This window comes from Ralstonia sp. RRA (assembly GCF_037023145.1).
GTDB lineage: Bacteria > Pseudomonadota > Gammaproteobacteria > Burkholderiales > Burkholderiaceae > Ralstonia.
Genome location: NZ_CP146091.1, coordinates 2,227,113 through 2,250,580 on the forward strand (window position 1 = coordinate 2,227,113; position 23,468 = coordinate 2,250,580).

Here is a 23,468-nt window from a genome sequence, read left to right on the forward strand (position 1 = left end):
ACATGATTCCGACATCCGACATCACCGGCCTGATCCTGGCCGGCGGCCGGGGCAGCCGCATGGGCGGCGTCGACAAGGGCCTGCAGACCTTCCGCGGCGCGCCGATGGCGATGCATACGCTGATGCGCCTGTCACCGCAGGTGGATCACATGCTGATCAACGCCAACCGCAACCTGGCCGCGTACGAGTCGTTTGGCGTGCCGGTGGTAGTGGATTCGGTGCCGGATTTTGCCGGGCCACTGGCTGGGGTGCTCGCGGGGCTGGAGCAATGCCAGACGCGCTATCTGCTGACCGCACCGTGCGATTCGCCATTCGTGCCGACCGACCTTGCAGCCAAGCTCTCAGCCGCGCTTGAACAAGCCAATGCGCGCATCGCCATGCCGGTGACAATGGAGCCAGATGCGCACAGTCAACCTCGCAAGCAAGTGCAGCCGGTATTCTGCTTGATCGATGCGCGGCTGGCGGATGACCTGATCGCCTACCTGCAAGGTGGCGGCCGTAAGATCGAAACCTGGACCGCGCGCCACCCGACGGTGGAAGTGCTGTTCGACGACATCGCCGCCTTCGCCAACATCAACACGCTGGAAGAACTGCACCACCTGGCCGAGCGCCGCTAGAGCGCCGCCTCTCCTTCACCGACGTCATGACCACCCTCGCCTCCGTCGTTTCCTGCCTGTCTGACTACGATCCGAACGCGCTGCCGGTCGCGCAGGCGCAAGCCATCATGCGCGACTTCGTGCAGCCGATCAGCGGCTTTGCGCGCGTGCCAATCCGCAGCGCGCTCGACCGTGTGCTGGCCGAAGACGTACTGTCGTCCATCGACGTGCCCTCGCATGACAACTCGGCGATGGACGGCTTTGCCTTTGCCAGCACCGAACTCTCACGGGGTACTGGCGACGTGTCGTTGCGCGTGATCGGCACGGCGTACGCTGGCGTTGCATTCGATGGCGCCCCAGGCGCGGGCGAGGCCGTGCGCGTCATGACCGGCGCCGTCATGCCCGCCGGCTGCGATACGGTGATCCCGCAGGAATTCACGCAGGGCGACGCAAGCTCCGTCCGCTTTGCCCGCGACGCCGTGCGTACCGGCGACAACCGCCGACTGCGTGGCGAAGACCTCGCCCGGGGCAGCGCAGCGCTGGCGGCCGGCCGCATCCTCCGTCCAGCAGATATCGGTTTGCTTGCCTCACTGGGTATTGCCGAAGTGGCCGTGCGCCGCAAGCTGCGCGTGGCGTTCTTCTCCACCGGCGACGAGCTGCGTTCCATCGGTGAACCACTCGACGCCGGCTGCGTGTACGACTCGAACCGCTACACGCTGCACGGCATGCTTTCGCGCCTGGGTGTGGAGCTGATCGACATGGGCGTCGTACGCGATGACCCGGCTGCACTGGAAACCGCCTTCCGCACTGCCACCGAGAACGCCGACGCGATCATCACCTCAGGCGGCGTGTCCGTCGGCGAGGCCGATTTCACCAAGCAGATGATGGCCAAGCTCGGCGACGTCACGTTCTGGAAGATCGCCATGCGCCCAGGCCGGCCGATGGCCTTCGGGCGTATTCACTCCAACGGCCGCAGCGCCTTCCTGTTTGGTCTGCCGGGCAACCCGGTGGCGGTCATGGTGACGTTCTATCACTTCGTGCGCGGCGCCTTGCTGCGCATGATGGGTGCAACGGAATCGGGCACGCCGCTGGTGCCCGCCGTGAGCGTAGCGCCGATCCGCAAGCGCCCCGGCCGCACGGAGTATCAGCGCGCCATCGCGGCATTGAACGATCGCGGTCAGCTCGAAGTGCGCCTGACCGGTCAGCAAGGCTCGGGCGTGCTGCGGTCCATGAGCGAAGCGAACTGCTTCGTGGTGCTCGCACACGAGCAGGACCAAGTGAACGCGGGGGATGCCGTACAGATCCTGCTGTTCGACGGGCTGATCTGAGACTTGGGACCTATGCCGTCTGGCCTGTTGTCGTTGCAAGCAAGCCCCATCCCAGTGCGAGCGTGGCGCTCACGGCGCCTCCCGCTGGAAGCAATGCGGCATATTGTCGGTTTTTTGCGTCACCCTCAGGGCGCGGGTATCGGCGCGTCGGTCGATTCGCTACACTTTGCGCCAGTTTGAATGTTTAGAGTTTGCGTGACGCCATGATGAAAAGGGAGATTGTCTACCTCCACCCCGCCCACACCGCGCGTGCGTTGGTGCTGGTGTACCTGTGTTTCTCGCTCCCGATCGTCGGGCTGGTGTTCTTTACCGGCTTTGTCCGCACGGGTGAGCTCCCGGCAATCGCCATTCTGAGCGGCTTGCTACTCAACGCGCTGATCGGTTTTGGTGCGCTTTGGCTCGGCTGCCACGCCTACAACTGGGTGGCCGCACGCTTTGGCGGCATCGAGATCGCGCTGCGCGACGTGCCAGAAGAAGCCTGATCCAGGCACCTACAGATCAAAAAGAAGGGGCGGAAATTTCCGCCCCTTTGCTTTTGCTGATGCCGCTGGCTACTCCGCCTCGGCCTCGTCGTCCGATGGCACGGCCGACTCCAAACCCAGTACGTTCTGTGCAGAATCGCTCGGCAGCGCTTCCACCGCCTTGAGCTTGCGATTCATCTGGCGCGTACGCACCTCGGCCTGTTCGATGTTGCTGACTGCGCGCTCCAGCGTCTTCTTGGTCGCGGCCAGCACATCGCCGAACTTGCCGAACTCGCTCTTCACCGCACCCAGCACCTGCCAGACCTCGCTGGAACGCTTCTCCAGCGCCAGCGTGCGGAAACCCATCTGCAGACTGTTGAGGATGGCCGTGAGTGTGGTCGGCCCCGCCACCGTCACGCGGAACTTGCGCTGCAGTTCATCCGTCAGGCCCGGACGGCGCAGCACCTCAGCGTAGAGACCTTCGGTCGGCAGGAAGAGAATCGCGAAATCCGTCGTAGCCGGCGGTGCAATGTACTTCTCGTGGATGGTCTGCGCTTCCCTGCGTACCGCCACCTCCAGTTCGCGGCTGGCGGCAGTGGCCGCTTCTGCGTCGGCGCGTTCCTGCGCATCGAGCAGACGCTCGTACTGCTCCTTCGGGAACTTGGCGTCGATGGGCAGCCAGACCGTGGCGTCACGATCCGCATCGGTCTTGCCGGGCAGGCGGATGGCGAATTCCACGCGTGCGCCGGTGCCACGCACGGTTTCGACGTTCTTGTCGTATTGCTCGGGCGTAAGCATCTGCTCCAGCAGCATTTCCAACTGGACTTCGCCCCAGGTGCCGCGCGTCTTCACGTTGGTCAGCACCTTCTTCAGATCGCCCACGCCTTGTGCCAGCGCCTGCATTTCGCCCAGGCCGCGATGCACCTGCTCCAGACGGTCCGACACCAGCTTGAACGATTCACCCAGGCGCTGCTCCAGCGTGGCGTGCAGCTTTTCGTCGACGGTGCGGCGCATCTCGTCGAGCTTGGTCGCGTTATTGGCCTCGATGTCCTTGAGCTTCTGCTCCAGCGTGGCGCGCACCTCCGCCAGCCGGCGTTCGTTGCCCTCGCCCAGTTGGGCGAGCTGCTGCTGCATCGCTTCGCCAAAGCGGCGCAGCGCATTGCCCTGCTCTTCGCGAGCCTGCTGGGCCTGTTGCTGCAGGCTCTGGCGCACGGCTTCAAGCTGCTGGGTGTTCGTCTCCGTCAGCTTGGTGAGCTGCTGGGCGAATGTGTCGATCTGGTTGTTCTGCAACGTGGCGACGCTGGTGAGCTGCGTCGCCAGCACCTGCTGGAACTGCCCCAGCTGTTGCGTCACATCGCTGCGGCCGATGCGTGCCGTCTCAGCAATCTCGCCGCGCAGTTCACGCTCGATGCGTTCGTTGCCGCGCGCAAGTTCATCGCGCAGCGCAGCAAGCAATGGCGACACATCATTTGCCGCCGGGCGCGAGACGCCTCGCCAGGTCAGCACACACAGCACGGCCACGATGGCCATGCCAAACAACGTCAGTAAAGCCAACCAATCCATAGGGGCGTTCGGTTCGATCAGGAAGCGGCGCGCGGCACGGCCAGCGCGTCAGGGTTCAACAAGTTGGGCGGTTGGCCCGCGCGCGGGCCGAAACCGAGTGCGGCAATCAGGTTGTCGGCGGCCATGTTGGCCATGCCCAGGCGCGTGCCCAACGTGGCGCTGGCAATGTGCGGCGTGAGCGCGACATGCTCGGCCTCCAGCAGCGCCGGATGTACCTTCGGCTCGCCTTCGTACACATCGAGACCGGCCGCGAAGATGCGCTTGTCAGCCAGTGCCTGCGCCAGCGCAGCATCGTCGACGATGCCACCGCGCGCGAGGTTGACCAGCGTGGCGGTCGGCTTCATCTGCGCCAGCTCGGCCGCACCGATGGCGTGGTGGCTTTCCTTGGAATACGGCAGCACCAGCACGAGATGATCGGCCTGCTTCAGCAGGTCCTCCTTGCTGACGTACGTGGCACGTGTGTCCTGCTCGATCTCGGGCGCGAGCCGGCTGCGGTTGTGATAGATCACGCGCATCGAGAAGCCGCTCGCGCGCCGCGCCAAAGCCTGCCCGATGCGGCCCATGCCAAGAATGCCCAGCGTGCTGCCGTACACCTCGGCACCGAGGAACATGTCGTACGTCCAGCGCTTCCAATGCCCCGCACGCAACCAGTGCTCGGACTCCGGCACGCGGCGGGCGGCGGCCATCAGCAGGGCCCAACCAAAATCCGCTGTCGTCTCGGTCAGGATGTCCGGCGTGTTGGTCGCAAGGATGCCCGCGCGCGTCATCGCCGGCAGATCGAAGTTGTTGTAGCCGACCGCCATGTTGCACACCGCGCGCAGCGTCGGTACGCGGCTGATCAACTCGGCGTTGATGGTGTCTGCGGCGTTGGACAGCAACCCCACGCGGCCCTGCAAGCGCTCGGCCAGGGCTTCGGGCGGATAGACGACGTCCGCCTGATTGTCGATCACGTCGAAGGTTTCGCGCAGGCGCTCCAGTACTTCGGGAAACATTGCGCGGGTGACAAGGATTCCGGGTTTCATACGCTCCACACTCACTGAATTTGAGATGCTCTGGAAACCGTAGCGAGCGGTCCGAGGTTGGTCCGAGACGCGCAACCGTACACGCGTACGGTGAGCATCACAGGGCCAAGATCGGACCGCGCAGTAGGTTTGCAGTGCATCTCTAGCGGAAGAAGACGAAGGTCATCAGCACAAAGATCGGCACCAGAATGCCCACCGACCACAACATGTAGCCAAAGAAGCTCGGCATCTGCAGGCCACGGCTTTCAGCAATGGCCTTGACCATCAGGTTGGGGGCATTGCCGATGTAGGTATTCGCGCCCATGAACACGGCCGCCGCCGAAATGGCCGCCAGCGTGGAGGCGCCCTCGGTCATCAGCATCTTGGCGTCGCCACCGGCGGTGTTGAAGAACACCAGATACGTCGGCGCGTTGTCGAGGAAGGACGACAGCAGCCCCGTCGCCCAGAAGTACATCGCATTGTTCGGCTGCCCGGCGCTGTCGTTCACAAGACGGACGATCATCGCGAACGGACCATCCACGCCCGCCTTGAGCATGGCAATGACCGGCCCGATCGTGATGAAGATACCGGCGAACAGCTTGGCGACTTCCAGGATCGGCTCCCAGTTGAATTCGTTGCCGGCGCGCGCGCTGCCAGGCGTGAGCCACAGTGAGAGCAAGGCGATGCAGACCAGGCCGATGTCACGCACCACGTTCTGCAGCAGCACCTCGGTGCCCATCACGTGGAAGACGATGCCGGGCTTCCACAGCCCGCTCATCAGCACGAGCCCCAGAATGCCGGCCAAGAGGATGAAATTGACGTTGCCCTCGAAGCGCAGCGGACCGGCGTCATCTGGCGTGGCATCGGTGATGTTGGGCAGTTCTTCCTTGCCCGTGTGATAGAAGTAGCTGTCGACCGCGAAGAAGATTGCCAGCAGCAGCACCCACATCATCAGCGTCTCGCGCCAGAGGTACTTGGCGGTCCAGAAAAAATCGACGCCCTGCAGGAAGCCGAGGAACAGCGGCGGATCGCCCAGCGGCGTCAGCGCCCCGCCCGCGTTGGCCACCAGAAAGATAAAGAACACGACGACGTGCGCACGGTGCCGGCGAGCCTCGTTGGCGCGCAGCAGCGGCCGGATCAGCAGCATGGCCGCCCCGGTCGTGCCCATGATGCTGGCGAGAACCGTGCCCAGCCCGATGAGGCCCGTATTCAGTTTTGGGGTGCCATGGATATTGCCGCGAATGCAGATACCGCCGGCCACTACGTACAGTGCGGCGATCAGCGCGATGAACGGGACGTACTCCGCAAGCGCGGCATGGATGACGGAGGCAACGGCAGACTCACCGCCAAAGCCGATGCCGAACGGCACCAGGAACGCCAGCGCCCAGGCTGCCGCAATCTTGCCGTAGTGGTCGTGCCAAAGCTTGGGCGCCACCAGCGGTGCAATGGCAATCGACAGCAAGATGCCGGCAAACGGCGCGCCCCACCAGAGCGACAAGTCGGCACCATTCACGTCGGCGGCACGCGCCAGGCCACAGGAAAACAGGAAGACAAGGGGCCAGAGGCGTTTCACGTAGACGTTCTCCTAAGCATTGGCGTGCCGCAAAGCCACACGCCACATGAACAAAGACGCCAGTGTAAACGCCTAGGGCCCGTTACCCGATGAAACGTACACACATGTTTGACAGGGCCGCCTGGGCAAACCCAGGGATCAGGCGCCTGTCACAACGATGACGTGCACGCGGTACGGGCCGTGCGCACCGAGCACGATGGTCTGCTCGATATCGCCCGTGCGCGAGGGCCCGCTGATGACGTTGGTCGCGCGCGGCAATTCGCCCCGCTCCGAGCGCATCAACGCGTAGGCATCCTCCAGGTGGGCGACGATGCGCGACTGCGGCACCACGGCGATATGCGTCTCGGGCAGCAAAGCTGCAGAGGCCACGTTCTCCGGCCCCGACAGCAGCATCAACGAGCCGGTCTCGGCAATCGCGCAGAAGCAGCCGGTAATACCGACAAGGTCGCCGTGGTCGTGATCGGCTTGCGGCTCGCGCACCGGCGGACGGAATTCAACGTTGAGTCCGGCGGCCGCCCAATCGAGCGATTGCAGCGTGGTCCACGCCACAGCACTTGGCTTCAGATCCAGGCCGGCCAGATAGCGCGCCACGGCAGCCGGCACGTCGGCCAGCGTGGCGACCGACTCCAGCGTCGACGCCATCTTCAGCGCCTGCTCGGCAAAGTGCGCAGCGAGGTCTGCGGGCATCGGCGGACGCGGGCCGGCCGGATGGCGCGCAATGTAGTTAGCCACGGCATCGCGCTCGCCTTGCGTAGGCTGCTCCGGACGATGCTGCGCGTTGCGGATGCGCGCGAAAATGGCATCGCGGGCGCGGGTCGTGTCGAGCGGGTCGACGGGGGTATCCGGTCGTGGTTCCATGGCGGCTCCGAAAGATCGGTCGATTATACGAGCCGCGTTCAGCTCGGTCCGCCAACGCCGTTGAAACTTATTCGGCGTCGGCGTGAGCCTTATTGCACGCCAAAAACTTGTTTCAGATACGTCAGATAGGCCGGGTCGTCGCACATGGTCTTCTCGGGCGCGTCCGACAGCTTGGCCACCGGCTGGCCATTGCAGCGGACCATCTTGATGACGATCTGCAGCGGCGTGTAGCCCAGGTCGTTGGTCAGGTTGGTCCCCACGCCGAACGCCAGTTTGCAGCGACCATGGAAACGCTCGTACAGCGCGATGACCTTGGGCATGTCCAGGCTGTCGGAGAAGATCAGTGCCTTCGATTTCGGCTCGGCGCGCATGTCTTCGTAGTGCTTGAGCATGCGCTCGCCCCACTCGAACGGGTCGCCGGAATCATGGCGCACGCCGTCGAAGAGCTTGCAGAAAAACATGTCGAAATCGCGCAGGAAGGCGTCAAAGCCATAGGTATCCGACAGCGCGATGCCGAGATCGCCGCGGTATTCCTTGGCCCAGGTCTCCAGCGCGAAGGTCTGCGAATCGCGCAGGCGCGGGCCCAGCGCCTGGCAGGCCTGCAGGTATTCATGTGCCATGGTGCCCAGCGGCGTCATGTTGTGCTTCATGGCGAAGTAGACGTTGCTGGTGCCGGCGTACTGGGCGCCGAGCTGCGTGCGTGTCTCCAGCAGCACATGCTCGTGCCACGTGTGCGAGAAGCGACGGCGCGTGCCGTAGTCGGCAATGCGGCAGTCTTCCAGGCCCGGGCGCATCAGCGAGCCCAGCTTGCTGGTCAGGCGGCGCTTGCCTTCGTCCCATTGCGGGTGGCTCTGCGTGCGGCTGAAGAACACCTCGTTGACGATGGCCAGCACCGGCACCTCGAACATGATCGTGTGCAGCCACGGCCCGGCGATGACGATCTCGATCTGCCCGTCGTTGCTGGCGTCATTGGTCGCTGCGGGGCGCACCTCGATGTACTTCTCGTTCAAGTGGAACAGGCCGAGAAAATCGACGAAATCGCTCTTGATGAAGCGCAGGCCGCGCAGGTAATCCAGTTCCGCCTCGGTAAAGCGCAGCGTGCAGAGATGGCGGATCTCGGCGCGAATCTCCTCGATGAACGGCACCAGATCAACACCCGCATTGCGGCACTTGAAGCGGTATTCGACATGCGCACCGGGAAAGTGATGCAGCACCACCTGCATCATGGTGAACTTGTACAGATCGGTATCGAGCAGCGAGTGGATGATCATTGCTTCATTGCGGCAGCGCGCCAAAAACCACGTGGATTGGGCGTCATGCTAACCGAAGCCCACCGCAGCGCCCGCCTCCGCCACAGAAATCCCGCAAAGGATGCCGGAAAAGGCCGGTTTCACCCGCCGGCACGGGCTGGGAACCCCTTGATTCCGCTATAATTTCTGGTTTCCGACCGGATTTTTGCACCATGGAAGCAGAACGCCTCAATGCCATCCAGAACACGTTGGCCGACCTGAAGTCGCGCGCCGACGAACTTCGGAGGTATCTTTGACTACGACGTCAAATCTGAACGTCTAGTTGAAGTCGATAAAGAACTCGAAAACCCCGAGGTCTGGAACGACCCCAAACGCGCCCAGGACCTGGGCCGCGAGAAGAAATCGCTCGAGGGCGTGGTCCATACGCTGACCAAGCTCGACGAAGACCTCACCGGCGGCGCCGAACTGTTCGAGCTCGCCCGCGAAGAGGGCGACGACGACACCATCGAGGCCATTGAGGCCGATACCGCTGGCATGCGCGCCATTGTCGAAGACATGGAATTCCGCCGCATGTTCTCCGGCAAGATGGACGCCGCCAACTGCTTCCTTGACATCCAAGCCGGCGCCGGTGGCACCGAGGCGTGCGATTGGGCGTCGATGCTGCTGCGTCAGTACCTGAAGTACTGCGAGCGCAAGGGCTTCAAGACCGAAGTGCTGGAAGAGTCCGAAGGCGACGTCGCCGGCATCAAGAGCGCATCGATCAAGATCGAGGGCGAATACGCCTTTGGCTTCCTGCGCACGGAAACCGGCGTGCACCGCCTGGTGCGCAAGTCGCCGTTCGACTCGGCGGGTGGCCGCCACACGTCGTTCACCTCGATCTTCGTGTACCCGGAAGTGGATGACTCGATCGAGATCGAAGTCAACCCGGCCGACCTGCGCGTCGATACCTACCGCGCGTCCGGCGCGGGCGGTCAGCACATCAACAAGACCGATTCGGCCGTGCGGATCACGCACATCCCGACCGGTATCGTCGTGCAGTGCCAGAACGACCGCTCGCAGCACCGCAACCGCGCTGAAGCGATGACGATGCTGAAGTCGCGCCTGTACGAGCACGAACTGCGCAAGCGCCAGGCTGAAGCCGACGCGCAAGAAGCCGCCAAGACCGACGTGGGCTGGGGCCACCAGATCCGCTCGTACGTGCTGGACCAGAGCCGCATCAAGGATCTGCGCACCAACGTGGAAATCTCCAACACGCAGAAGGTGCTGGACGGCGACCTTGACGCCTTTATCCAGGCCAGCCTGAAGCAAGGCGTCTAACCGAGCCCGAGCGACTGCCATGTCCAGCATTGGGAAACCTCAATCCTTGTTCATCCTGACCGGTGCCTCGCGCGGCCTGGGCGCCGCGCTGGCCCAGGCGCTGATGCAGCCGGGTCATCGCCTCATCTGCGTGGCCCGCGGCGATAACGCTGAACTGCGCGCGCAAGCCGCAGCCGCTGGCGTGACACTCGACTGGCATCAGGTCGACCTGTCCGAAGCGCACGCCGCCGAGGCCTGGATGACCAAGACGCTGGCCGCCCTGCCCGCCCACAAGAACGTGACGCTGGTGCTGAACGCCGGCGCGGTTGAGCCGATCGGCACCATCGACACACTGCGCGCCGACACGCTGCTGCCGCATCTGCAATTGAACCTGGCCGGCCCGATGGCGCTGACCGCTGCCCTGCTGCGCGGCACCGCCGCCTGGAACGCACAGCGCCGCGTGCTGGCGATCTCGTCGGGCGCCGCGCGTCGGCCTATCGCCGGCTGGGCTGCGTACTGCACGGGCAAGGCCGGGCTCGACATGTTCGTGCGCGCCATCAACGCAGATGGCGATGCCAGCGTGCGCGCCGTGGCGCTGGCCCCGGGCGTGATCGACACCGACATGCAACGCACCATCCGTGGCGCCGACTTTGCCGGCGTGCAGCGCTTCCGCGATCTGCATGCACATGGCGAGCTGGTCTCACCGCAAGACGCCGCCACGCGCATCGCCGCCTACCTCGTCCGCCCCGACTTTGGCGCGACCGAGCTGGACGACCTGCGCAATTACGCCTAATCCGCGCCTGACAAGACTCTCCTCTCATCACCACCATGACCGAACAGAACAACCCGGCCGAATCGAACGCCGTGCCCGCGCAGGATGACAACAAGATCATCGCCGAGCGCCGCGAGAAGCTGGCCGAGATCCGCCAGCACGGCGTCGCCTTCCCCAACGATTTCCGCCCGACGCATCACGCCGGCGATCTGCAAGCCAAATACCGCGAATTCGAGCAGGCCACGTTGGAAGCCGAACCGGTGCAGGTGGCCATCGCCGGCCGCATGATGCTCAAGCGCGTGATGGGCAAGGCCAGCTTTGCCACCGTGCAGGACAGCACCGACCGCATCCAGTTCTACATCAGCCGCGACGCGGTGGGCGAAGACGTCTACGCCAGCTTCAAGAAGTGGGACCTGGGTGACATCGTGGCCGCGCGCGGCACGCTGATGAAGACCAAGACCGGCGAACTGTCGGTGGCCGTGACGGAACTGCGCCTGCTCTCCAAGAGCCTGCGCCCGCTGCCGGGCGACTTCTATGGTCTGGCCGATCAAGAGGTGAAATACCGCCAACGCTACGTCGACCTGATCGTCTCGAAGGAAACGCGCGACACCTTCCGCGCCCGCACCAAGGCCATGTCCTCGCTGCGCAACTTCATGGCCGGCAACGGCTTCATGGAAGTGGAAACGCCGATGCTGCACCCGATTCCGGGCGGCGCTGCGGCCAAGCCGTTCATCACGCACCACAACGCGCTGGACATGCAGATGTTCCTGCGCATCGCGCCCGAGCTGTACCTCAAGCGCCTGATCGTCGGCGGCTTTGATCGCGTGTTCGAAATCAACCGCAACTTCCGTAACGAAGGCGTGTCGCCGCGACACAACCCCGAGTTCACGATGATGGAGTTCTACGCGGCCTACACGGACTACCGTTGGCTGATGGACTTCACCGAGCAGCTGATCCGCCAAGCCGCGATCGACGCCTCGGGCACCGCCACCCTGACGTACCAAGGCCGCGAGTTGGATCTGGCCAAGCCGTTCCATCGTCTGACGATCTGCCAGGCCATCCAGAAGTACGCGCCGCAGTACACCGACGCGCAACTGGCTGACGTCGACTTCCTGCGTGCCGAGCTGAAGAAGTTCAAGATCGACACCAACGCGCCGCAGTTCCTGAACGCGGGCGTGGGCACGCTGCAACTGGTGCTGTTTGAAGAAACGGCGGAGTCGCAACTGTGGGAGCCGACCTTCATCATCGACTACCCGGTCGAAGTGTCGCCGCTGGCGCGCGCCTCCGACACGCAGCCGGGCATCACCGAGCGCTTCGAGCTGTTCATCACCGGCCGCGAAATCGCCAACGGCTTCTCGGAGCTGAATGATGCGGAAGACCAAGCCGAGCGCTTCCGCAAGCAGGTCGAGCAGAAGGACGCCGGTGACGAAGAAGCCATGTTCTACGACGCCGACTACATCCGCGCGCTGGAATACGGCATGCCCCCGACGGGCGGCTGCGGCATCGGCATCGACCGTCTGGTGATGCTGCTGACTGACAGCCCGAACATCCGCGACGTGATCCTCTTCCCGCACCTGCGCCGCGAAGATTGATCGACCGGAAAGCCGGCCTCACGAGAACGCCCCTTCGGGGGCGTTTTTGTTGGGTGCGCGCCAGCGCAACTGGCGCGCCTACCCTGCTATTTGTAACATCCCCGTGATGCCACAACATGTATCAAAACGCGGCAACTCTTTGATTTTCAAAAAGAAAATAGGACTACAGATGCTTACAAATTAAAACGGCATCCGTTCGGGCGATGCACCACACTGTGATCATCAAAACGCCGAACCGATCACGGCGCAGGAGAGTGATGATGAACAACAACGTCCAATCGAACCAAGGTCAACAATATGCCGCCACGTCGCCGGGCCAAGTGCCGCCGTCGTCGCGCCGCATGCATCCGCTGATGACGACGGCCGCTGTGGCCGTGATCATCGCCAGCCTGACGGCAGTGGCCGCCATCACCGGCGTCCTGCCGACGTCGAAGGCTACGCAGGGCAGCACCGATCCGAACGTCGCAGCCCAGTCTGCAGCAGCGATGCCGGGCGCCTCCGCCCCCATCGCGTTGGCAGCTCCGGGCCAGACGACGCAACCGAATCAGGCCGCGCCGTATCCGGCGCAAAACGTAGCGCCCGCTCCGGCCCCGGCACGTGCGCGTGAGCCGTCGTACGCGGAACGCGCTCCGTCGACCAGCCCGCACTACGCGCAAACGCAGCCACGCCAATCGGTCAGCCCGTACACCGGCCATGTCACGTCGGTCACCCCGATCTCGACGCAAGCCAAGGAAACCGGTCTCGGCATGATCGGCGGTGCAGTGGTGGGTGGCCTGCTGGGTAACCAGGTCGGTCGCGGCAATGGCCGCACGCTCGCGACGGTGGGCGGAGCGCTGGCGGGCGGTTACGGCGGCCATGTGGCGGAGAACTACTACAGCCGCGATACCCAATACCGCGTGAACGTGCGTATGGACAACGGCACCAACCGCAGCTTCACCTACAAGGCTGCCCCGGGCTTCCAGCCGGGTGACCGCGTGCACATCGAAGACGGCTCGCTGGTGGCAGGCTGATCCGCCATCCGCATCGCACCCCAAAAAAAAACCGGCCTTCGGGCCGGTTTTTTCATGCGCGCGCGCTTGAGGCTGTGCGCTTATCCTGCCTCGTCAATCCACGCTTGCTGGATCGCTTCGAGGAATTTCTCGCCGCCACGCTTGTGGTCGTCGTCAAAGCCTTCGAGGCTGACGACCTTGTTGTGCAGGTCGACGAAGTTCAGGCGCGTCGGATCGACGTCGGGGTACTGGTCGTACAGCGCTTCGGCAATCTGCTGAATGTCGTTCCATTTCATGATGGGGCTCCCTCTCCACCACCGGCCGCGCGGCTCAGTGGTTTTCCTTGGCGTGGTTGATCGTGTACTTCGGGATCTCGACCGTCAGGTCTGCATCCGCCACCTTGGCCTGGCACGACAGGCGCGAGTTCGGCTCCAGGCCCCAGGCCTTGTCGAGCAGGTCTTCTTCCTTCTCGGTGGCCTCGTCCAGCGAGTCAAAGCCCTCGCGCACGATCACGTGGCAGGTCGTGCAGGCGCACGATTTTTCGCACGCGTGTTCGATCTCGATGTCGGCGCCCAGCAGCGCGTCGCAGATGGTCGTGCCGGTCTTGGCTTCGATCACGGCCCCTTCCGGGCAGTATTCGACGTGAGGAAGGACAACGATGTGTGGCATGAAAAACTCGTTCGATAAGTGTGTTTGGGGACGCGATCGGCGATCAGCCGAGCTCCTCGATACGTTTGCCGGCCAGCGCCTTGCGGATGCCGCGGTCCATGCGGCGCGCGGCGAATTCGTCGGTGCCGTGCGACAGCGCATCCACGGCGTCCTTGATGGCGCGGTGGTCTTCACTCTGCATCGTGGTGCGCAGCGCGGCGATTTCGGTGTCGATGGCAGCGCGCTCTTCAGTCGACAGCAAATCGCCATCGGCTGCCAGCGCCTGTGACAACGCTTCGAGCAGCCGCTCGGCCTCGACGCGCTCTTCGGCCAGCGCGCGGCGGCGCATGTCGTCTTCAGCCGATTGGAAGCCTTCCTGCAGCATGCGTGCGATGTCGTCATCGGCCAGGCCGTACGACGGCTTCACGGTGATCGACGCTTCCACGCCCGACACCGTTTCGCGTGCGGCCACCGACAGCAGGCCATCGGCATCCACTTGATACGTCACGCGGATACGCGCGGCGCCGGCCACCATCGGCGGAATGCCGCGCAGCTCGAAGCGCGCCAGCGAGCGGCAGTCGCTCGCCAGTTCGCGCTCGCCCTGGAGCACGTGGATCGCCATGGCGGTCTGGCCATCCTTGAAAGTGGTGAACTCCTGCGCGCGCGCCACAGGAATCGTGCTGTTGCGCGGGATGATCTTCTCGACCAGGCCGCCCATCGTCTCGACGCCCAGCGACAGCGGGATCACGTCGAGCAGCAGCCAGTCCTCACCCGGCGCGCGGTTGCCGGCCAGCAGGTTGGCCTGCATGGCGGCGCCGATGGCGACCACCTGATCCGGGTCGAGGTTTGTGAGCGGCGTGCGGCCAAACAGTTGGCCCACTGCGCGGCGGATGATCGGCATGCGCGTCGCGCCACCCACCAGCACCACGCCCTTCACCTCTTCCACCGTGACGCCCGCATCGCGCAGGGCGCGGCGCACGGGCGACAGCGTCTTCTGTACGAGATTGGCGGTCAGCTCGGCAAAGGTCTCGGCGGTCAGCACGAGGTGCACGGTCTCGCCAGTGGAGAGCATCGCGTCGATCTCGGTGCTGTCGGCGGTGGAGAGCCATTCCTTGGCGGCGCGCGCCTTGTTCAGCAACAGGCGGGTGTCTTCGGCCGACAGCGGTTGCAGACCGGCTTGCTCGACGATCCAGCACACGATGCGCTGGTCGAAATCGTCGCCGCCCAGCGCGGAATCACCGCCCGTCGACATCACCTCGAACACGCCCTTGGTGAGCTTGAGCACGGAGATATCGAACGTGCCGCCACCCAGGTCGTACACCGCGTAGACGCCTTCGGCCGCGTTATCCAGGCCATACGCGATGGCCGCGGCCGTCGGCTCATTCAGCAAACGCAGCACGTTCAAGCCTGCCAGCTTGGCGGCGTCCTTGGTGGCCTGGCGCTGCGCATCGTCAAAGTACGCCGGCACGGTAATCACGGCGCCGACAAGGTCATCGCCGAGCGTGTCTTCCGCGCGCTGGCGCAGCGTGGCGAGAATCTCCGCCGACACTTCCACCGGGCTTTTCACACCGGCCACGGTCCTGAGTTGCACCATGCCGGGCGCATCGACAAAGTCGTACGGCGTGTTCTCGATGTGGGCGACGTCCTTCAGGCCGCGGCCCATGAAGCGCTTGACCGAGATGATGGTGTTCTTGGCGTCGCGCACGGCTTCGGCCTGGGCCTTGTAGCCGATATGCGCGCCGCCGGTGGCCAGATAACGCACCACGGAGGGCAACAGTGGGCGACCCTGATCGTCGGGCAACACTTCCGGCACGCTGCTGCGCACAGCAGCCACCAGCGAGTTGGTCGTGCCCAGATCGATGCCCACCGCCAGACGGCGCTGGTGCGGTGCGGGCGATTCGCCGGGTTCGGAAATCTGCAGTAAAGCCATGGGGATGTCTCGATTGCGCGGGTCTTATGGCTGCCGGCCTGGCAAACCCGACATTGTCGCAAATTCTGGGTTCTAGTCTTCCAGCCGGTCGATGGCCTCGGCGGTGTCGCGTTCGATCTTTTCGATGAACATCAGCTGGCGCACGGCATCGGCCGCTGCGGCGCTGTTGCCATCACCGTTGAGCAGACCGGATAGCGCCTGATAGCGGGCGCGCTTTTCCTTGCGCAGCATGCCAAGCAGATCGTCCAGCGCGTCCACGTTGCGCTCGGCCTTGGCATCGCCCAGCGCTTCGCGCCACTCCATCTGCTGCATCAGGAACGCCGGCGGCATGGCCGTGTTGTTCTCGGCCTGCACGTCGATACCGCGTAGGTGCAGCAGATACGTCGCCCGCTTGAGCGGATCACGCAGCGTCTGATACGCCTCATTGGCACGCGTGGCCCATTGCATGGCGACACGGCGCTCGGCGTCGCCCGCATGCGCGTAGCGATCCGGATGCGCCTGCGATTGCACGGTGCGGTACGCAGCGTTCAGCGCGTCGTCGTCGACCTCGAAATGTTCGGGCAGGCCGAAGAGGGAGAAATGCGTACTCGCAGGGTTCATGAATAAAAAAAGCGGCCGCGCCGCCTTTGTGTTGCTACTCGACGGGGAATGTCGGAACCTCGCCCCGATCGCACTTCAGGCATTCCACCACCACGCCGATCTTGCTGGCCCGCCCCGCTTCCGTTTCAGTCCAGGGCCGCTGCTGCCAGGGCGGATCGTGGCGCATGTGCTGCCCATGTCCGCAAGCGAGACGGGCGACCCAGTGGCCTTCCTCGTCCCGCTCGAAACCGACAATCGCTTGCTTCAATGTGCCCCGCTCAAACGCGGAACGACTCGCCGCAACCGCACTCGTCTTTCACGTTCGGGTTGTTGAACTTGAAACCTTCGTTCAACCCTTCGCGTGCAAAGTCCAACTCGGTGCCATCGATGTACGGCAGGCTCTTCGGATCAACGATCACCTTGACGCCGTTGGATTCGAACACCTGGTCTTCGGCGGCAATCTCATCCGCATATTCGAGCTTGTAAGCCAAGCCCGAGCAACCGGTGGTCTTCACGCCCACGCGCAGGCCCACGCCCTTACCACGGCGGGTCAGGTAGCGGGTAACGTGCTGCGCGGCCTTGTCGGTCAGGGTGATCATGCTGCGTCCTTTCTATTGATGCTGGATACGCGGCTTAAGCAGCCTTCTGCTCGGCGGCGCCGTGCTTTTCCTTGTAGTCGGCCACGGCCGCCTTGATGGCGTCTTCCGCCAGGATCGAGCAGTGGATCTTCACCGGCGGCAGGGCCAGTTCTTCAGCGATAGCCGTGTTGCGGATTTCCAGCGCTTGGTCCAGCGTCTTGCCCTTCACCCACTCCGTCACCAGCGACGACGAGGCGATCGCCGAGCCGCAGCCGTAGGTCTTGAACTTGGCGTCTTCGATCACGCCTTGCTCGTTCACCTTGATCTGCAGCTTCATCACGTCGCCGCAAGCCGGTGCGCCGACCATGCCGGTGCCGACCGTGTCGTCGCCCTTTTCGAAGGAACCGACGTTGCGCGGGTTTTCGTAGTGGTCCAGAACTTGGTTGCTGTAAGACATTTCACACCTCTTTCAATCGTTGGCTGGCGCGGAGGCGCCGTTTATCCGTTGTCCGTCAAACGCCGCGCTTAGTGCGCCGCCCATTGAATGCTGTTCAGATCCACGCCGTCCTTGTACATCTCCCACAGCGGGGACAGGTCGCGCAGCTTGCCGATCTTGCTCTTGAGCAGTTCGACCACGTAGTCGACTTCCTCTTCCGTGGTGAAGCGGCCCACCGTGAAGCGGATCGAGCTGTGGGCCAGTTCGTCGTTGCGGCCCAGGGCACGCAGCACATACGACGGCTCCAGCGAGGCCGACGTGCAGGCCGAGCCCGACGACACGGCGACATCCTTGATCGCCATGATCAGCGACTCGCCTTCCACAAAATTGAAGCTGATGTTCAGGTTGTGCGGCACACGGGCTTCCATGTCGCCGTTCACGTACACCTCTTCCATCGTGTTCAGGCCGCGATACAGGCGATCACGCAGCATGCGGATACGCTCGTTCTCAGTCGCCATTTCTTCCTTGGCGATGCGGAAGGCCTCACCCATGCCGACGATCTGGTGCGTGGCCAGCGTGCCCGAACGCATGCCGCGCTCATGGCCGCCACCGTGCATCTGCGCTTCGATACGGATACGCGGCTTGCGACGCACGTACAGCGCGCCGATGCCCTTCGGTCCATACGTCTTGTGTGCCGAGAACGACATCAGGTCGACCTTCAGCTTTTGCAGGTCAATCTCCACCTTGCCCGTCGCCTGCGCTGCGTCGACGTGGAAGATCACGCCCTTCTCGCGGCAGATCTCGCCGAGCTGTTCGATGTCCTGAATGACGCCGATCTCGTTGTTCACCATCATCACCGAGGCCAGGATGGTGTCCGGGCGGATGGCTCGCTTGAAGACGTCGATATCGATCAGGCCGTTGTCCTTCACGTCCAGATACGTCACTTCAAAACCTTGGCGCTCCAGCTCACGCGTCGTGTCCAGCACAGCCTTGTGCTCGGTCTTGACGGTGATGATGTGCTTGCCCTTGCTGCTGTAGAAGTTGGCCGCGCCCTTGATCGCCAGGTTGTCGGACTCGGTGGCGCCGGACGTCCACACGATTTCGCGCGGATCAGCGTTCACCAGCGCGGCAACTTGCTCGCGCGCGGTCTCGACAGCTTTTTCAGCTTCCCATCCAAACGGATGGCTGCGCGATGCCGGGTTGCCGAAGCTCTCGCGCAGGTACGGGATCATCTTGTCGACCACGCGCGGATCCACCGGCGTCGTCGCGGAATAGTCCATGTAGATGGGAAGATGCAGGGTGCTCATATCTTGTCTGCCTTGTGTGGGGGGCGATGTTCTATATGTGGAGCTGGCGTCGTGGCCAGGCCTCACGCTAGCGCAGTCATGCAATCACGACTGCGCCAGACTGAAGACGGAGTTGACCAGCGGTGCACGCTTGACCGGCTCGGCGGCCACCGACGTGGCCGGCGCATCAACGGCGCGGGCACGGGCCGGCGACCGTTCGCGACGTGCCGGACGCGCTTCACGCATGTCCTGAATCACTTCGGGTTGGCGTTCGCGCTGCTGGTCGACCAGGTTCTGCAGCGACACCGAATCGAGGTACTCGACCATCTTCTGGTTAAGCGTGGCCCACAGGTCGTGCGTCATGCAGCGGGCGGCATGCCCGTTGTGCTCCTCGCCGCCGCAGTTACCCTTGCCGCCGCACTGGGTGGCATCGAGGGGCTCATCCACAGCGATGATGATGTCGGCAACGGTGACGTCGTCTGCACGGCGCGCGAGGCTGTAGCCGCCGCCCGGACCACGCACGCTTTCCACGATTTCGTGGCGGCGCAGTTTGCCAAACAGCTGCTCAAGGTACGACAGCGAAATCTTCTGACGCTGGCTGATGCCAGCCAGCGTGACCGGGCCCTGCTCTTGGCGCAGCGCCAAGTCAATCATGGCGGTGACCGCGAAGCGGCCTTTGGTGGTCAATCTCATGGCGTCGGGGAAATACCTGATCGTTTTGCTCAAGTATAAAGGAACCCGACAAAATCGGTCAACTAAGGTGTCGGGGGATTCCGCGTCGCAGCAAGGGGATTTGCTGGTCCCACCTGGGTGGGCAACCGCGCGGCAGGCCGTATTGTGGACTAAAACAATCAACCACGTCGGGTAGGGCTATCTCACCGCTCCCGCACCGCACCTAGCTAGCGCCATGCGCGAACCGGCGCCACTACGGGTTTTCCTTATGCTGCGCACAGCCTAAATTCATTGACTTTTGTTACGCACCCACCGAGACTGTCATATACGCAAACGTTTGCGAACGACGCGGCGCGATTGCCCTTAGGATTGGCTTACGAACCCAAGAGTAGCGACGACCGCCTCTACCCAAGCCCCAGACAGGCCCCCTTTCCTGGAGGAGACACCATGGATATCCGCCGTCGCCGCGCCCTTCAACTTGGCGCGGGCTCTGCTGCAGCCCTTGCTCTGCCCCTGCCTCTCATCTTCCAATCCTCGCTGGCGCGTGCCGCCAACCAGCCGCCCAAGGTGGCACTGGTGATGAAGTCGCTGGCCAACGAGTTCTTCCTGACCATGGAGAACGGCGCGCGGGCCCACCAGAAGGCGCATGCCTCGGAATACTCGCTGCTGACCAACGGTATCCGCGACGAAACCGATACCGGCGGCCAGATCCGCCTGGTCGAGCAGATGATCGTCGCGCGCGTGGATGCGCTGGTGCTGGCGCCGGCCGATTCCAAGGCGATGGTGCCGGTGGTCAAGAAGGCGGTGGACGCGGGCATCCTCGTCATCAATATCGACAACCGGCTAGACCCGGCTGCACTCAAGGAAAAGGGCTTGAACGTGCCCTTCGTGGGCCCGGACAACCGCAAGGGCGCGCGCCTGGTGGGTGACTTTGTCGCCAAGTCGCTCAAACCGGGCGACGAGGTGGGCATCATCGAAGGCATTCCCACCACCACCAACGCCCAGCAACGCACCGCCGGCTTCAAAGATGCAGCCGAGGCCGCCAAGCTGAAGATCGCCAGCGTGCAATCGGGCGAATGGGAAATCGACAAGGGCAACAAGGTGGCCGCCGCCATGCTGCGTGCGCAGCCGGATCTCAAAGCCCTGCTGTGCGGCAACGACAACATGGCGATCGGCGCCGTGTCGGCCGTGCGTGCGGCGGGCAAGCTGGGCAAGGTGCTGATTGGCGGCTACGACAACATCGACGCCATCAAGGCCATGCTGGCCGATGGGCGCGTGATTGCCACCGCAGACCAACACGCCGACCAGCAAGCCGTCTACGGCATCGAGACCGCCCTGAAGGCCCTGGCTGCCAAGACACCGCAGGCGAAGCTGTCGGGCGTGGTTGAAACGCCGGTCAACCTCGTCACGCGCACTTAACTCGATCGACAAGGCAAGCCGCCGCCAGCCATGTCTGCAGCCTACGAACCGCGCCCGCCGCTGCTGCGCGCGTCCGCCATCAGCAAGCACTACGCCGCCCCCGTGCTGCGCGAGATCGATCTCGACGTGCACGCGGGTGAGGTGCTTGCGCTGACGGGCGAGAACGGTGCCGGCAAGAGCACGCTCTCCAAGATCCTCTGCGGGCTGGAGACGGCAACCTCCGGTTCGATAACGCTGGCGGGCTCGGTGTACGCACCGGCTTCTCGCAGCGCGGCAGAGGCGCTGGGCGTGCGCATGGTGCTGCAGGAACTGAGCATGGTGCCCACACTCACGGTGGCCGAAAACCTGTTCCTCGGCCAACTGCCGCGCCGCTTGGGCTTTGTCGACCGCCCCACCCTGCGCCGCCAGGCTGAGCAAGCGCTCGCACGTGTCGGCCTGGACCTCGATCCGTGGACGCCCGTAGACACGCTCGGCATCGGCCACCGGCAGATGATCGAGATCGCCCGTGCGCTGGCCAGCGCCTGCCGCGTGCTGATCCTCGATGAGCCGACCGCCATGCTGAGCGCGCACGAGAGCGCAACGCTGTTCACGCGGATCGACGCACTGCGCCGCGAGGGCGTGGCAATCATTTACATCTCACACCGGCTGGACGAGCTTGCCCGCATTGCCGACCGCATCGTCGTACTGCGTGACGGCAAGCTGATGGCCGATGCGCCGGCCGCCACCATTACGCAAGATGCGCTGATTCAGGCGATGGTCGGACGGGACATCGCCGCCTCGTCCGAAGGCGAGCGTGCCGCACGCGAACCCTGGCGCGGTGACGGCGCTCCTGCCCTGCGCGTGACGGGACTCACACGCGCGCCGGCAGTGCGCGAGGTGTCGTTCGAAGTGGCGCCGGGCGAAATCTTCGGCATCGCCGGACTGGTGGGCGCGGGGCGCACCGAGCTACTGCGCCTGATCTTCGGCGCAGACCGCGCGGATGCAGGCACCATCGAAGCCGGCTCGCCGCTCAAACCGGTACGCATCCACTCTCCCGGCGACGCCGTACGCCAAGGCATCAGCCTGCTCACCGAAGACCGCAAGGACGAAGGCCTGATGCTGGGCCTGCCCATTGCCACCAACATCGCGCTGGGCAACATGCCGGGCGTAACCACGCGCGGCTGGCTGCAGCCTGCGCGTGAACGTGCTCTGGCACAGCGGCACATCGACGCCCTGCGTATCCGCTGCGCGGGGCCCGAGCAACCGGTGGGCGAACTCTCCGGCGGCAATCAGCAGAAGGTGGCAATTGCCCGCTGGCTGGAGCGCGATACCCCGGTGCTGCTGTTCGACGAGCCGACGCGCGGCGTGGACGTTGGCGCCAAGTTCGACATCTACGCCCTGCTCGACGCGCTGGCCGCACGCGGCAAGGCGCTCGTCGTGGTGTCCAGCGATCTGCGCGAGCTGATGCAGTTGTGCGACCGCATCGGCGTCATGCGTGCCGGTCGTCTTACACATATCTTCCAGCGCGGCGGCTGGAGCCAGGATGCCCTGCTCGCTGCCGCTTTTGGTGAGTCGGGCGAATCCAACCCGCCAGCCCCCAACGCATCTCCGGAGACTGCCGATGCGCTCTGACTCCACCCTGCCGCCGGCCGGTACCGACAACGCCCCACCGGCGGCTCCCCGCGCGGCGGTGGGCATGTCGCTTGGCACCATCGGTGGGCTACTGGCCGCGCTGATCGCCATGCTCGTGCTGTTCGGCACGCTGTCGCCAACGTTCTTCTCGCTGCCCACCTTCACCACCATCGCCAACGAGATTCCCGATCTGCTGGTGATGGCGGTGGGCATGACCTTCATCCTGATGATCGGCGGTATCGATCTATCGGTGGGCTCTGTGCTGGCGCTGGCGGCCTCGGTGCTGTCGATTGCCATGACCAAGCTCGGCTGGGGCGTACTGCCCGCGGCGCTGGCGGGCGTGCTGGTGGCAACGGCGGCCGGCGCGGTGACCGGCACGGTCACCGTGCACTGGGGCATCCCATCGTTCATCGTGTCGCTGGGTGTGCTGGAAATGGCCCGCGGCCTCGCCTACAGCCTGACCGATTCGCGCACCGCCTATATCGGCAGCGCGGTCGACTGGATGGCCAATCCGATTGCGTTGGGCATCGCACCGTCATTCCTGATTGCGATTGCCGTCACGGTGATCGGCCAGATCGTGCTGGTGCGCACCGTGTTCGGGCGCTACCTCGTCGCCATCGGCACCAATGAAGAAGCCGTGCGACTGGCGGGCGTGAACCCGCGCCCCTACAAGATTGCAGTGTTCGCGCTGATGGGGCTGCTGGCCGGCCTGGCCGCGTTGTTCCAGGTATCGCGGCTGGAGGCAGCCGACCCGAACGCGGGCGTCGGCATGGAACTGCAGGTCATCGCCGCTGTGGTGATCGGCGGCACGAGCCTGATGGGCGGGCGCGGCTCAGTCGCGCGCACGCTGTTCGGCGTGCTGATCATCTCGGTGCTCGAATCGGGCCTCGCACAGATCGGCGCCTCAGAGCCCACCAAACGCATCATCACGGGCGCGGTCATCGTTGCGGCCGTGGTCATGGATACGTATCGCAGCAGACGTAACAGCCGATCCGGCAGTCAATCCGGCCGTAGCAAGCAACATTAAAGA

Annotated in this window: 24 protein-coding genes; 10 read left to right on the forward strand and 14 right to left on the reverse strand. The window is 64.2% G+C overall.

All coding sequences use genetic code 11. From position 1 onward, the window contains the following. Positions 1–2 precede the first annotated feature (2 nt). The 3 genes from mobA to V6657_RS10920 all read left to right on the forward strand — a co-directional run bounded on the left by mobA (position 3) and on the right by V6657_RS10920 (position 2,406). Positions 3–617, forward strand: coding sequence for a molybdenum cofactor guanylyltransferase MobA (gene mobA / locus V6657_RS10910; RefSeq protein WP_048931779.1), 615 nt, complete (start codon positions 3–5; stop codon positions 615–617). A 26-nt stretch (positions 618–643) separates the two neighbouring features. Then, positions 644–1,924 carry a gephyrin-like molybdotransferase Glp gene (gene glp, locus V6657_RS10915; RefSeq protein WP_048931778.1) on the forward strand — a complete coding sequence of 427 codons (1,281 nt, stop codon included), beginning with the start codon at positions 644–646 and terminating at the stop codon, positions 1,922–1,924. Between the two features lie 203 nt (positions 1,925–2,127). Continuing rightward, complete coding sequence (locus V6657_RS10920; protein ID WP_021195388.1) at positions 2,128–2,406, forward strand: membrane protein; 279 nt, start codon at positions 2,128–2,130, stop codon at positions 2,404–2,406. Between the two features lie 69 nt (positions 2,407–2,475). On the opposite strand, the gene V6657_RS10925 is transcribed toward V6657_RS10920, so the two are convergent. The 5 genes from V6657_RS10925 to pncB form a co-directional block, all read right to left on the reverse strand. Further along, positions 2,476–3,948 (reverse strand): DNA recombination protein RmuC, encoded by a 1,473-nt coding sequence (locus V6657_RS10925; RefSeq protein WP_048931777.1) that lies wholly within the window; start codon positions 3,946–3,948, stop codon positions 2,476–2,478. 17 nt (positions 3,949–3,965) lie between these two features. Next, the gene (locus tag V6657_RS10930) at positions 3,966–4,970 is read right to left on the reverse strand and encodes a D-glycerate dehydrogenase (protein WP_048931776.1); all 1,005 of its coding nucleotides are present in this window, start codon (positions 4,968–4,970) and stop codon (positions 3,966–3,968) included. Between the two features lie 142 nt (positions 4,971–5,112). After that, a complete protein-coding gene (locus V6657_RS10935; protein ID WP_048931775.1) occupies positions 5,113–6,522 on the reverse strand; it encodes a sodium:proton antiporter in 1,410 nt (469 codons plus the stop codon). Positions 6,523–6,660: 138 nt separating this feature from the next. Next, complete coding sequence (locus V6657_RS10940; protein WP_048931774.1) at positions 6,661–7,380, reverse strand: lactate utilization protein C; 720 nt, start codon at positions 7,378–7,380, stop codon at positions 6,661–6,663. Between the two features lie 89 nt (positions 7,381–7,469). Beyond that, entirely contained in the window at positions 7,470–8,651 is a 1,182-nt protein-coding gene (gene pncB / locus V6657_RS10945; RefSeq protein ID WP_048931773.1) for a nicotinate phosphoribosyltransferase, read from the reverse strand. A 191-nt stretch (positions 8,652–8,842) separates the two neighbouring features. Here pncB and prfB point away from each other — a divergent pair. The 4 genes from prfB (at position 8,843) to V6657_RS10965 (ending at position 13,300) form a co-directional block, all read left to right on the forward strand. Beyond that, a protein-coding gene (gene prfB, locus V6657_RS10950) for a peptide chain release factor 2 (protein ID WP_137884610.1) occupies positions 8,843–9,947 on the forward strand; the annotation gives its coding sequence in 2 pieces (ribosomal slippage) (positions 8,843–8,923 and positions 8,925–9,947; 1,104 coding nt in all). Between the two features lie 19 nt (positions 9,948–9,966). Further along, positions 9,967–10,719, forward strand: coding sequence for an SDR family oxidoreductase (locus V6657_RS10955; protein WP_048931771.1), 753 nt, complete (start codon positions 9,967–9,969; stop codon positions 10,717–10,719). 35 nt (positions 10,720–10,754) lie between these two features. Then, complete coding sequence (lysS, locus tag V6657_RS10960) at positions 10,755–12,290, forward strand: lysine--tRNA ligase (protein ID WP_048931770.1); 1,536 nt, start codon at positions 10,755–10,757, stop codon at positions 12,288–12,290. 260 nt (positions 12,291–12,550) lie between these two features. Further along, positions 12,551–13,300: a glycine zipper 2TM domain-containing protein gene (locus tag V6657_RS10965; protein WP_048931769.1), complete on the forward strand. Its 750-nt coding sequence runs from the start codon at positions 12,551–12,553 to the stop codon at positions 13,298–13,300. An 80-nt stretch (positions 13,301–13,380) separates the two neighbouring features. Here the strand turns inward: V6657_RS10965 and iscX are convergent, their stop codons facing one another. The 9 genes from iscX to iscR form a co-directional block, all read right to left on the reverse strand. After that, on the reverse strand, positions 13,381–13,575 hold the full coding sequence (gene iscX / locus V6657_RS10970; RefSeq protein ID WP_048931768.1) for a Fe-S cluster assembly protein IscX: 195 nt from the start codon (positions 13,573–13,575) through the stop codon (positions 13,381–13,383). A gap of 34 nt (positions 13,576–13,609) precedes the next feature. Continuing rightward, positions 13,610–13,948, reverse strand: a complete 339-nt coding sequence (gene fdx, locus V6657_RS10975; protein ID WP_048931767.1) for an ISC system 2Fe-2S type ferredoxin — start codon at positions 13,946–13,948, stop codon at positions 13,610–13,612. 43 nt (positions 13,949–13,991) lie between these two features. After that, positions 13,992–15,857, reverse strand: coding sequence for a Fe-S protein assembly chaperone HscA (hscA, locus tag V6657_RS10980; RefSeq protein WP_048931766.1), 1,866 nt, complete (start codon positions 15,855–15,857; stop codon positions 13,992–13,994). Positions 15,858–15,929: 72 nt separating this feature from the next. After that, positions 15,930–16,457 carry a Fe-S protein assembly co-chaperone HscB gene (hscB, locus tag V6657_RS10985; protein ID WP_048931765.1) on the reverse strand — a complete coding sequence of 176 codons (528 nt, stop codon included), beginning with the start codon at positions 16,455–16,457 and terminating at the stop codon, positions 15,930–15,932. A gap of 34 nt (positions 16,458–16,491) precedes the next feature. Further along, complete coding sequence (locus tag V6657_RS10990; RefSeq protein ID WP_048931764.1) at positions 16,492–16,704, reverse strand: DUF3565 domain-containing protein; 213 nt, start codon at positions 16,702–16,704, stop codon at positions 16,492–16,494. A 10-nt stretch (positions 16,705–16,714) separates the two neighbouring features. Further along, positions 16,715–17,035, reverse strand: a complete 321-nt coding sequence (gene iscA, locus V6657_RS10995; RefSeq protein WP_021195403.1) for an iron-sulfur cluster assembly protein IscA — start codon at positions 17,033–17,035, stop codon at positions 16,715–16,717. A gap of 34 nt (positions 17,036–17,069) precedes the next feature. After that, complete coding sequence (gene iscU, locus V6657_RS11000; protein ID WP_048931763.1) at positions 17,070–17,471, reverse strand: Fe-S cluster assembly scaffold IscU; 402 nt, start codon at positions 17,469–17,471, stop codon at positions 17,070–17,072. Positions 17,472–17,539: 68 nt separating this feature from the next. Beyond that, the gene (locus V6657_RS11005; protein WP_048931762.1) at positions 17,540–18,757 is read right to left on the reverse strand and encodes an IscS subfamily cysteine desulfurase; all 1,218 of its coding nucleotides are present in this window, start codon (positions 18,755–18,757) and stop codon (positions 17,540–17,542) included. 84 nt (positions 18,758–18,841) lie between these two features. After that, on the reverse strand, positions 18,842–19,429 hold the full coding sequence (iscR, locus tag V6657_RS11010) for a Fe-S cluster assembly transcriptional regulator IscR (RefSeq protein ID WP_031329519.1): 588 nt from the start codon (positions 19,427–19,429) through the stop codon (positions 18,842–18,844). Between the two features lie 426 nt (positions 19,430–19,855). Here iscR and V6657_RS11015 point away from each other — a divergent pair, with 426 nt between their 5' ends. Genes V6657_RS11015 through V6657_RS11025 form a run of 3 tightly spaced genes read left to right on the forward strand, consistent with a single transcriptional unit; the run spans position 19,856 to position 23,465 of the window. After that, positions 19,856–20,827 carry a sugar ABC transporter substrate-binding protein gene (locus V6657_RS11015; RefSeq protein ID WP_048931761.1) on the forward strand — a complete coding sequence of 324 codons (972 nt, stop codon included), beginning with the start codon at positions 19,856–19,858 and terminating at the stop codon, positions 20,825–20,827. Positions 20,828–20,857: 30 nt separating this feature from the next. After that, entirely contained in the window at positions 20,858–22,438 is a 1,581-nt protein-coding gene (locus V6657_RS11020) for a sugar ABC transporter ATP-binding protein (protein ID WP_048931760.1), read from the forward strand. Next, the gene (locus tag V6657_RS11025; RefSeq protein WP_048931759.1) at positions 22,428–23,465 is read left to right on the forward strand and encodes an ABC transporter permease; all 1,038 of its coding nucleotides are present in this window, start codon (positions 22,428–22,430) and stop codon (positions 23,463–23,465) included. The genes V6657_RS11020 and V6657_RS11025 overlap by 11 nt, the downstream gene beginning before the upstream one ends. Positions 23,466–23,468: the final 3 nt, after the last annotated feature.

Coding starts and splice junctions, on each gene's coding strand:
- fdx (WP_048931767.1), bottom strand. CDS start 13,948: ATGCCACACATCGTTGTCCTTCCTCACGTCGAATACTGCCCGGAAGGG.
- hscA (WP_048931766.1), bottom strand. CDS start 15,857: ATGGCTTTACTGCAGATTTCCGAACCCGGCGAATCGCCCGCACCGCAC.
- iscX (WP_048931768.1), bottom strand. CDS start 13,575: ATGAAATGGAACGACATTCAGCAGATTGCCGAAGCGCTGTACGACCAG.
- V6657_RS10925 (WP_048931777.1), bottom strand. CDS start 3,948: ATGGATTGGTTGGCTTTACTGACGTTGTTTGGCATGGCCATCGTGGCC.
- V6657_RS10920 (WP_021195388.1), top strand. CDS start 2,128: ATGATGAAAAGGGAGATTGTCTACCTCCACCCCGCCCACACCGCGCGT.
- lysS (WP_048931770.1), top strand. CDS start 10,755: ATGACCGAACAGAACAACCCGGCCGAATCGAACGCCGTGCCCGCGCAG.
- hscB (WP_048931765.1), bottom strand. CDS start 16,457: ATGAACCCTGCGAGTACGCATTTCTCCCTCTTCGGCCTGCCCGAACAT.
- V6657_RS11025 (WP_048931759.1), top strand. CDS start 22,428: ATGCGCTCTGACTCCACCCTGCCGCCGGCCGGTACCGACAACGCCCCA.
- V6657_RS10930 (WP_048931776.1), bottom strand. CDS start 4,970: ATGAAACCCGGAATCCTTGTCACCCGCGCAATGTTTCCCGAAGTACTG.
- V6657_RS10965 (WP_048931769.1), top strand. CDS start 12,551: ATGAACAACAACGTCCAATCGAACCAAGGTCAACAATATGCCGCCACG.
- iscA (WP_021195403.1), bottom strand. CDS start 17,035: ATGATCACCCTGACCGACAAGGCCGCGCAGCACGTTACCCGCTACCTG.
- V6657_RS10955 (WP_048931771.1), top strand. CDS start 9,967: ATGTCCAGCATTGGGAAACCTCAATCCTTGTTCATCCTGACCGGTGCC.
- glp (WP_048931778.1), top strand. CDS start 644: ATGACCACCCTCGCCTCCGTCGTTTCCTGCCTGTCTGACTACGATCCG.
- pncB (WP_048931773.1), bottom strand. CDS start 8,651: ATGATCATCCACTCGCTGCTCGATACCGATCTGTACAAGTTCACCATG.
- V6657_RS11020 (WP_048931760.1), top strand. CDS start 20,858: ATGTCTGCAGCCTACGAACCGCGCCCGCCGCTGCTGCGCGCGTCCGCC.
- V6657_RS11015 (WP_048931761.1), top strand. CDS start 19,856: ATGGATATCCGCCGTCGCCGCGCCCTTCAACTTGGCGCGGGCTCTGCT.
- V6657_RS10940 (WP_048931774.1), bottom strand. CDS start 7,380: ATGGAACCACGACCGGATACCCCCGTCGACCCGCTCGACACGACCCGC.
- V6657_RS11005 (WP_048931762.1), bottom strand. CDS start 18,757: ATGAGCACCCTGCATCTTCCCATCTACATGGACTATTCCGCGACGACG.
- iscU (WP_048931763.1), bottom strand. CDS start 17,471: ATGTCTTACAGCAACCAAGTTCTGGACCACTACGAAAACCCGCGCAAC.
- mobA (WP_048931779.1), top strand. CDS start 3: ATGATTCCGACATCCGACATCACCGGCCTGATCCTGGCCGGCGGCCGG.
- iscR (WP_031329519.1), bottom strand. CDS start 19,429: ATGAGATTGACCACCAAAGGCCGCTTCGCGGTCACCGCCATGATTGAC.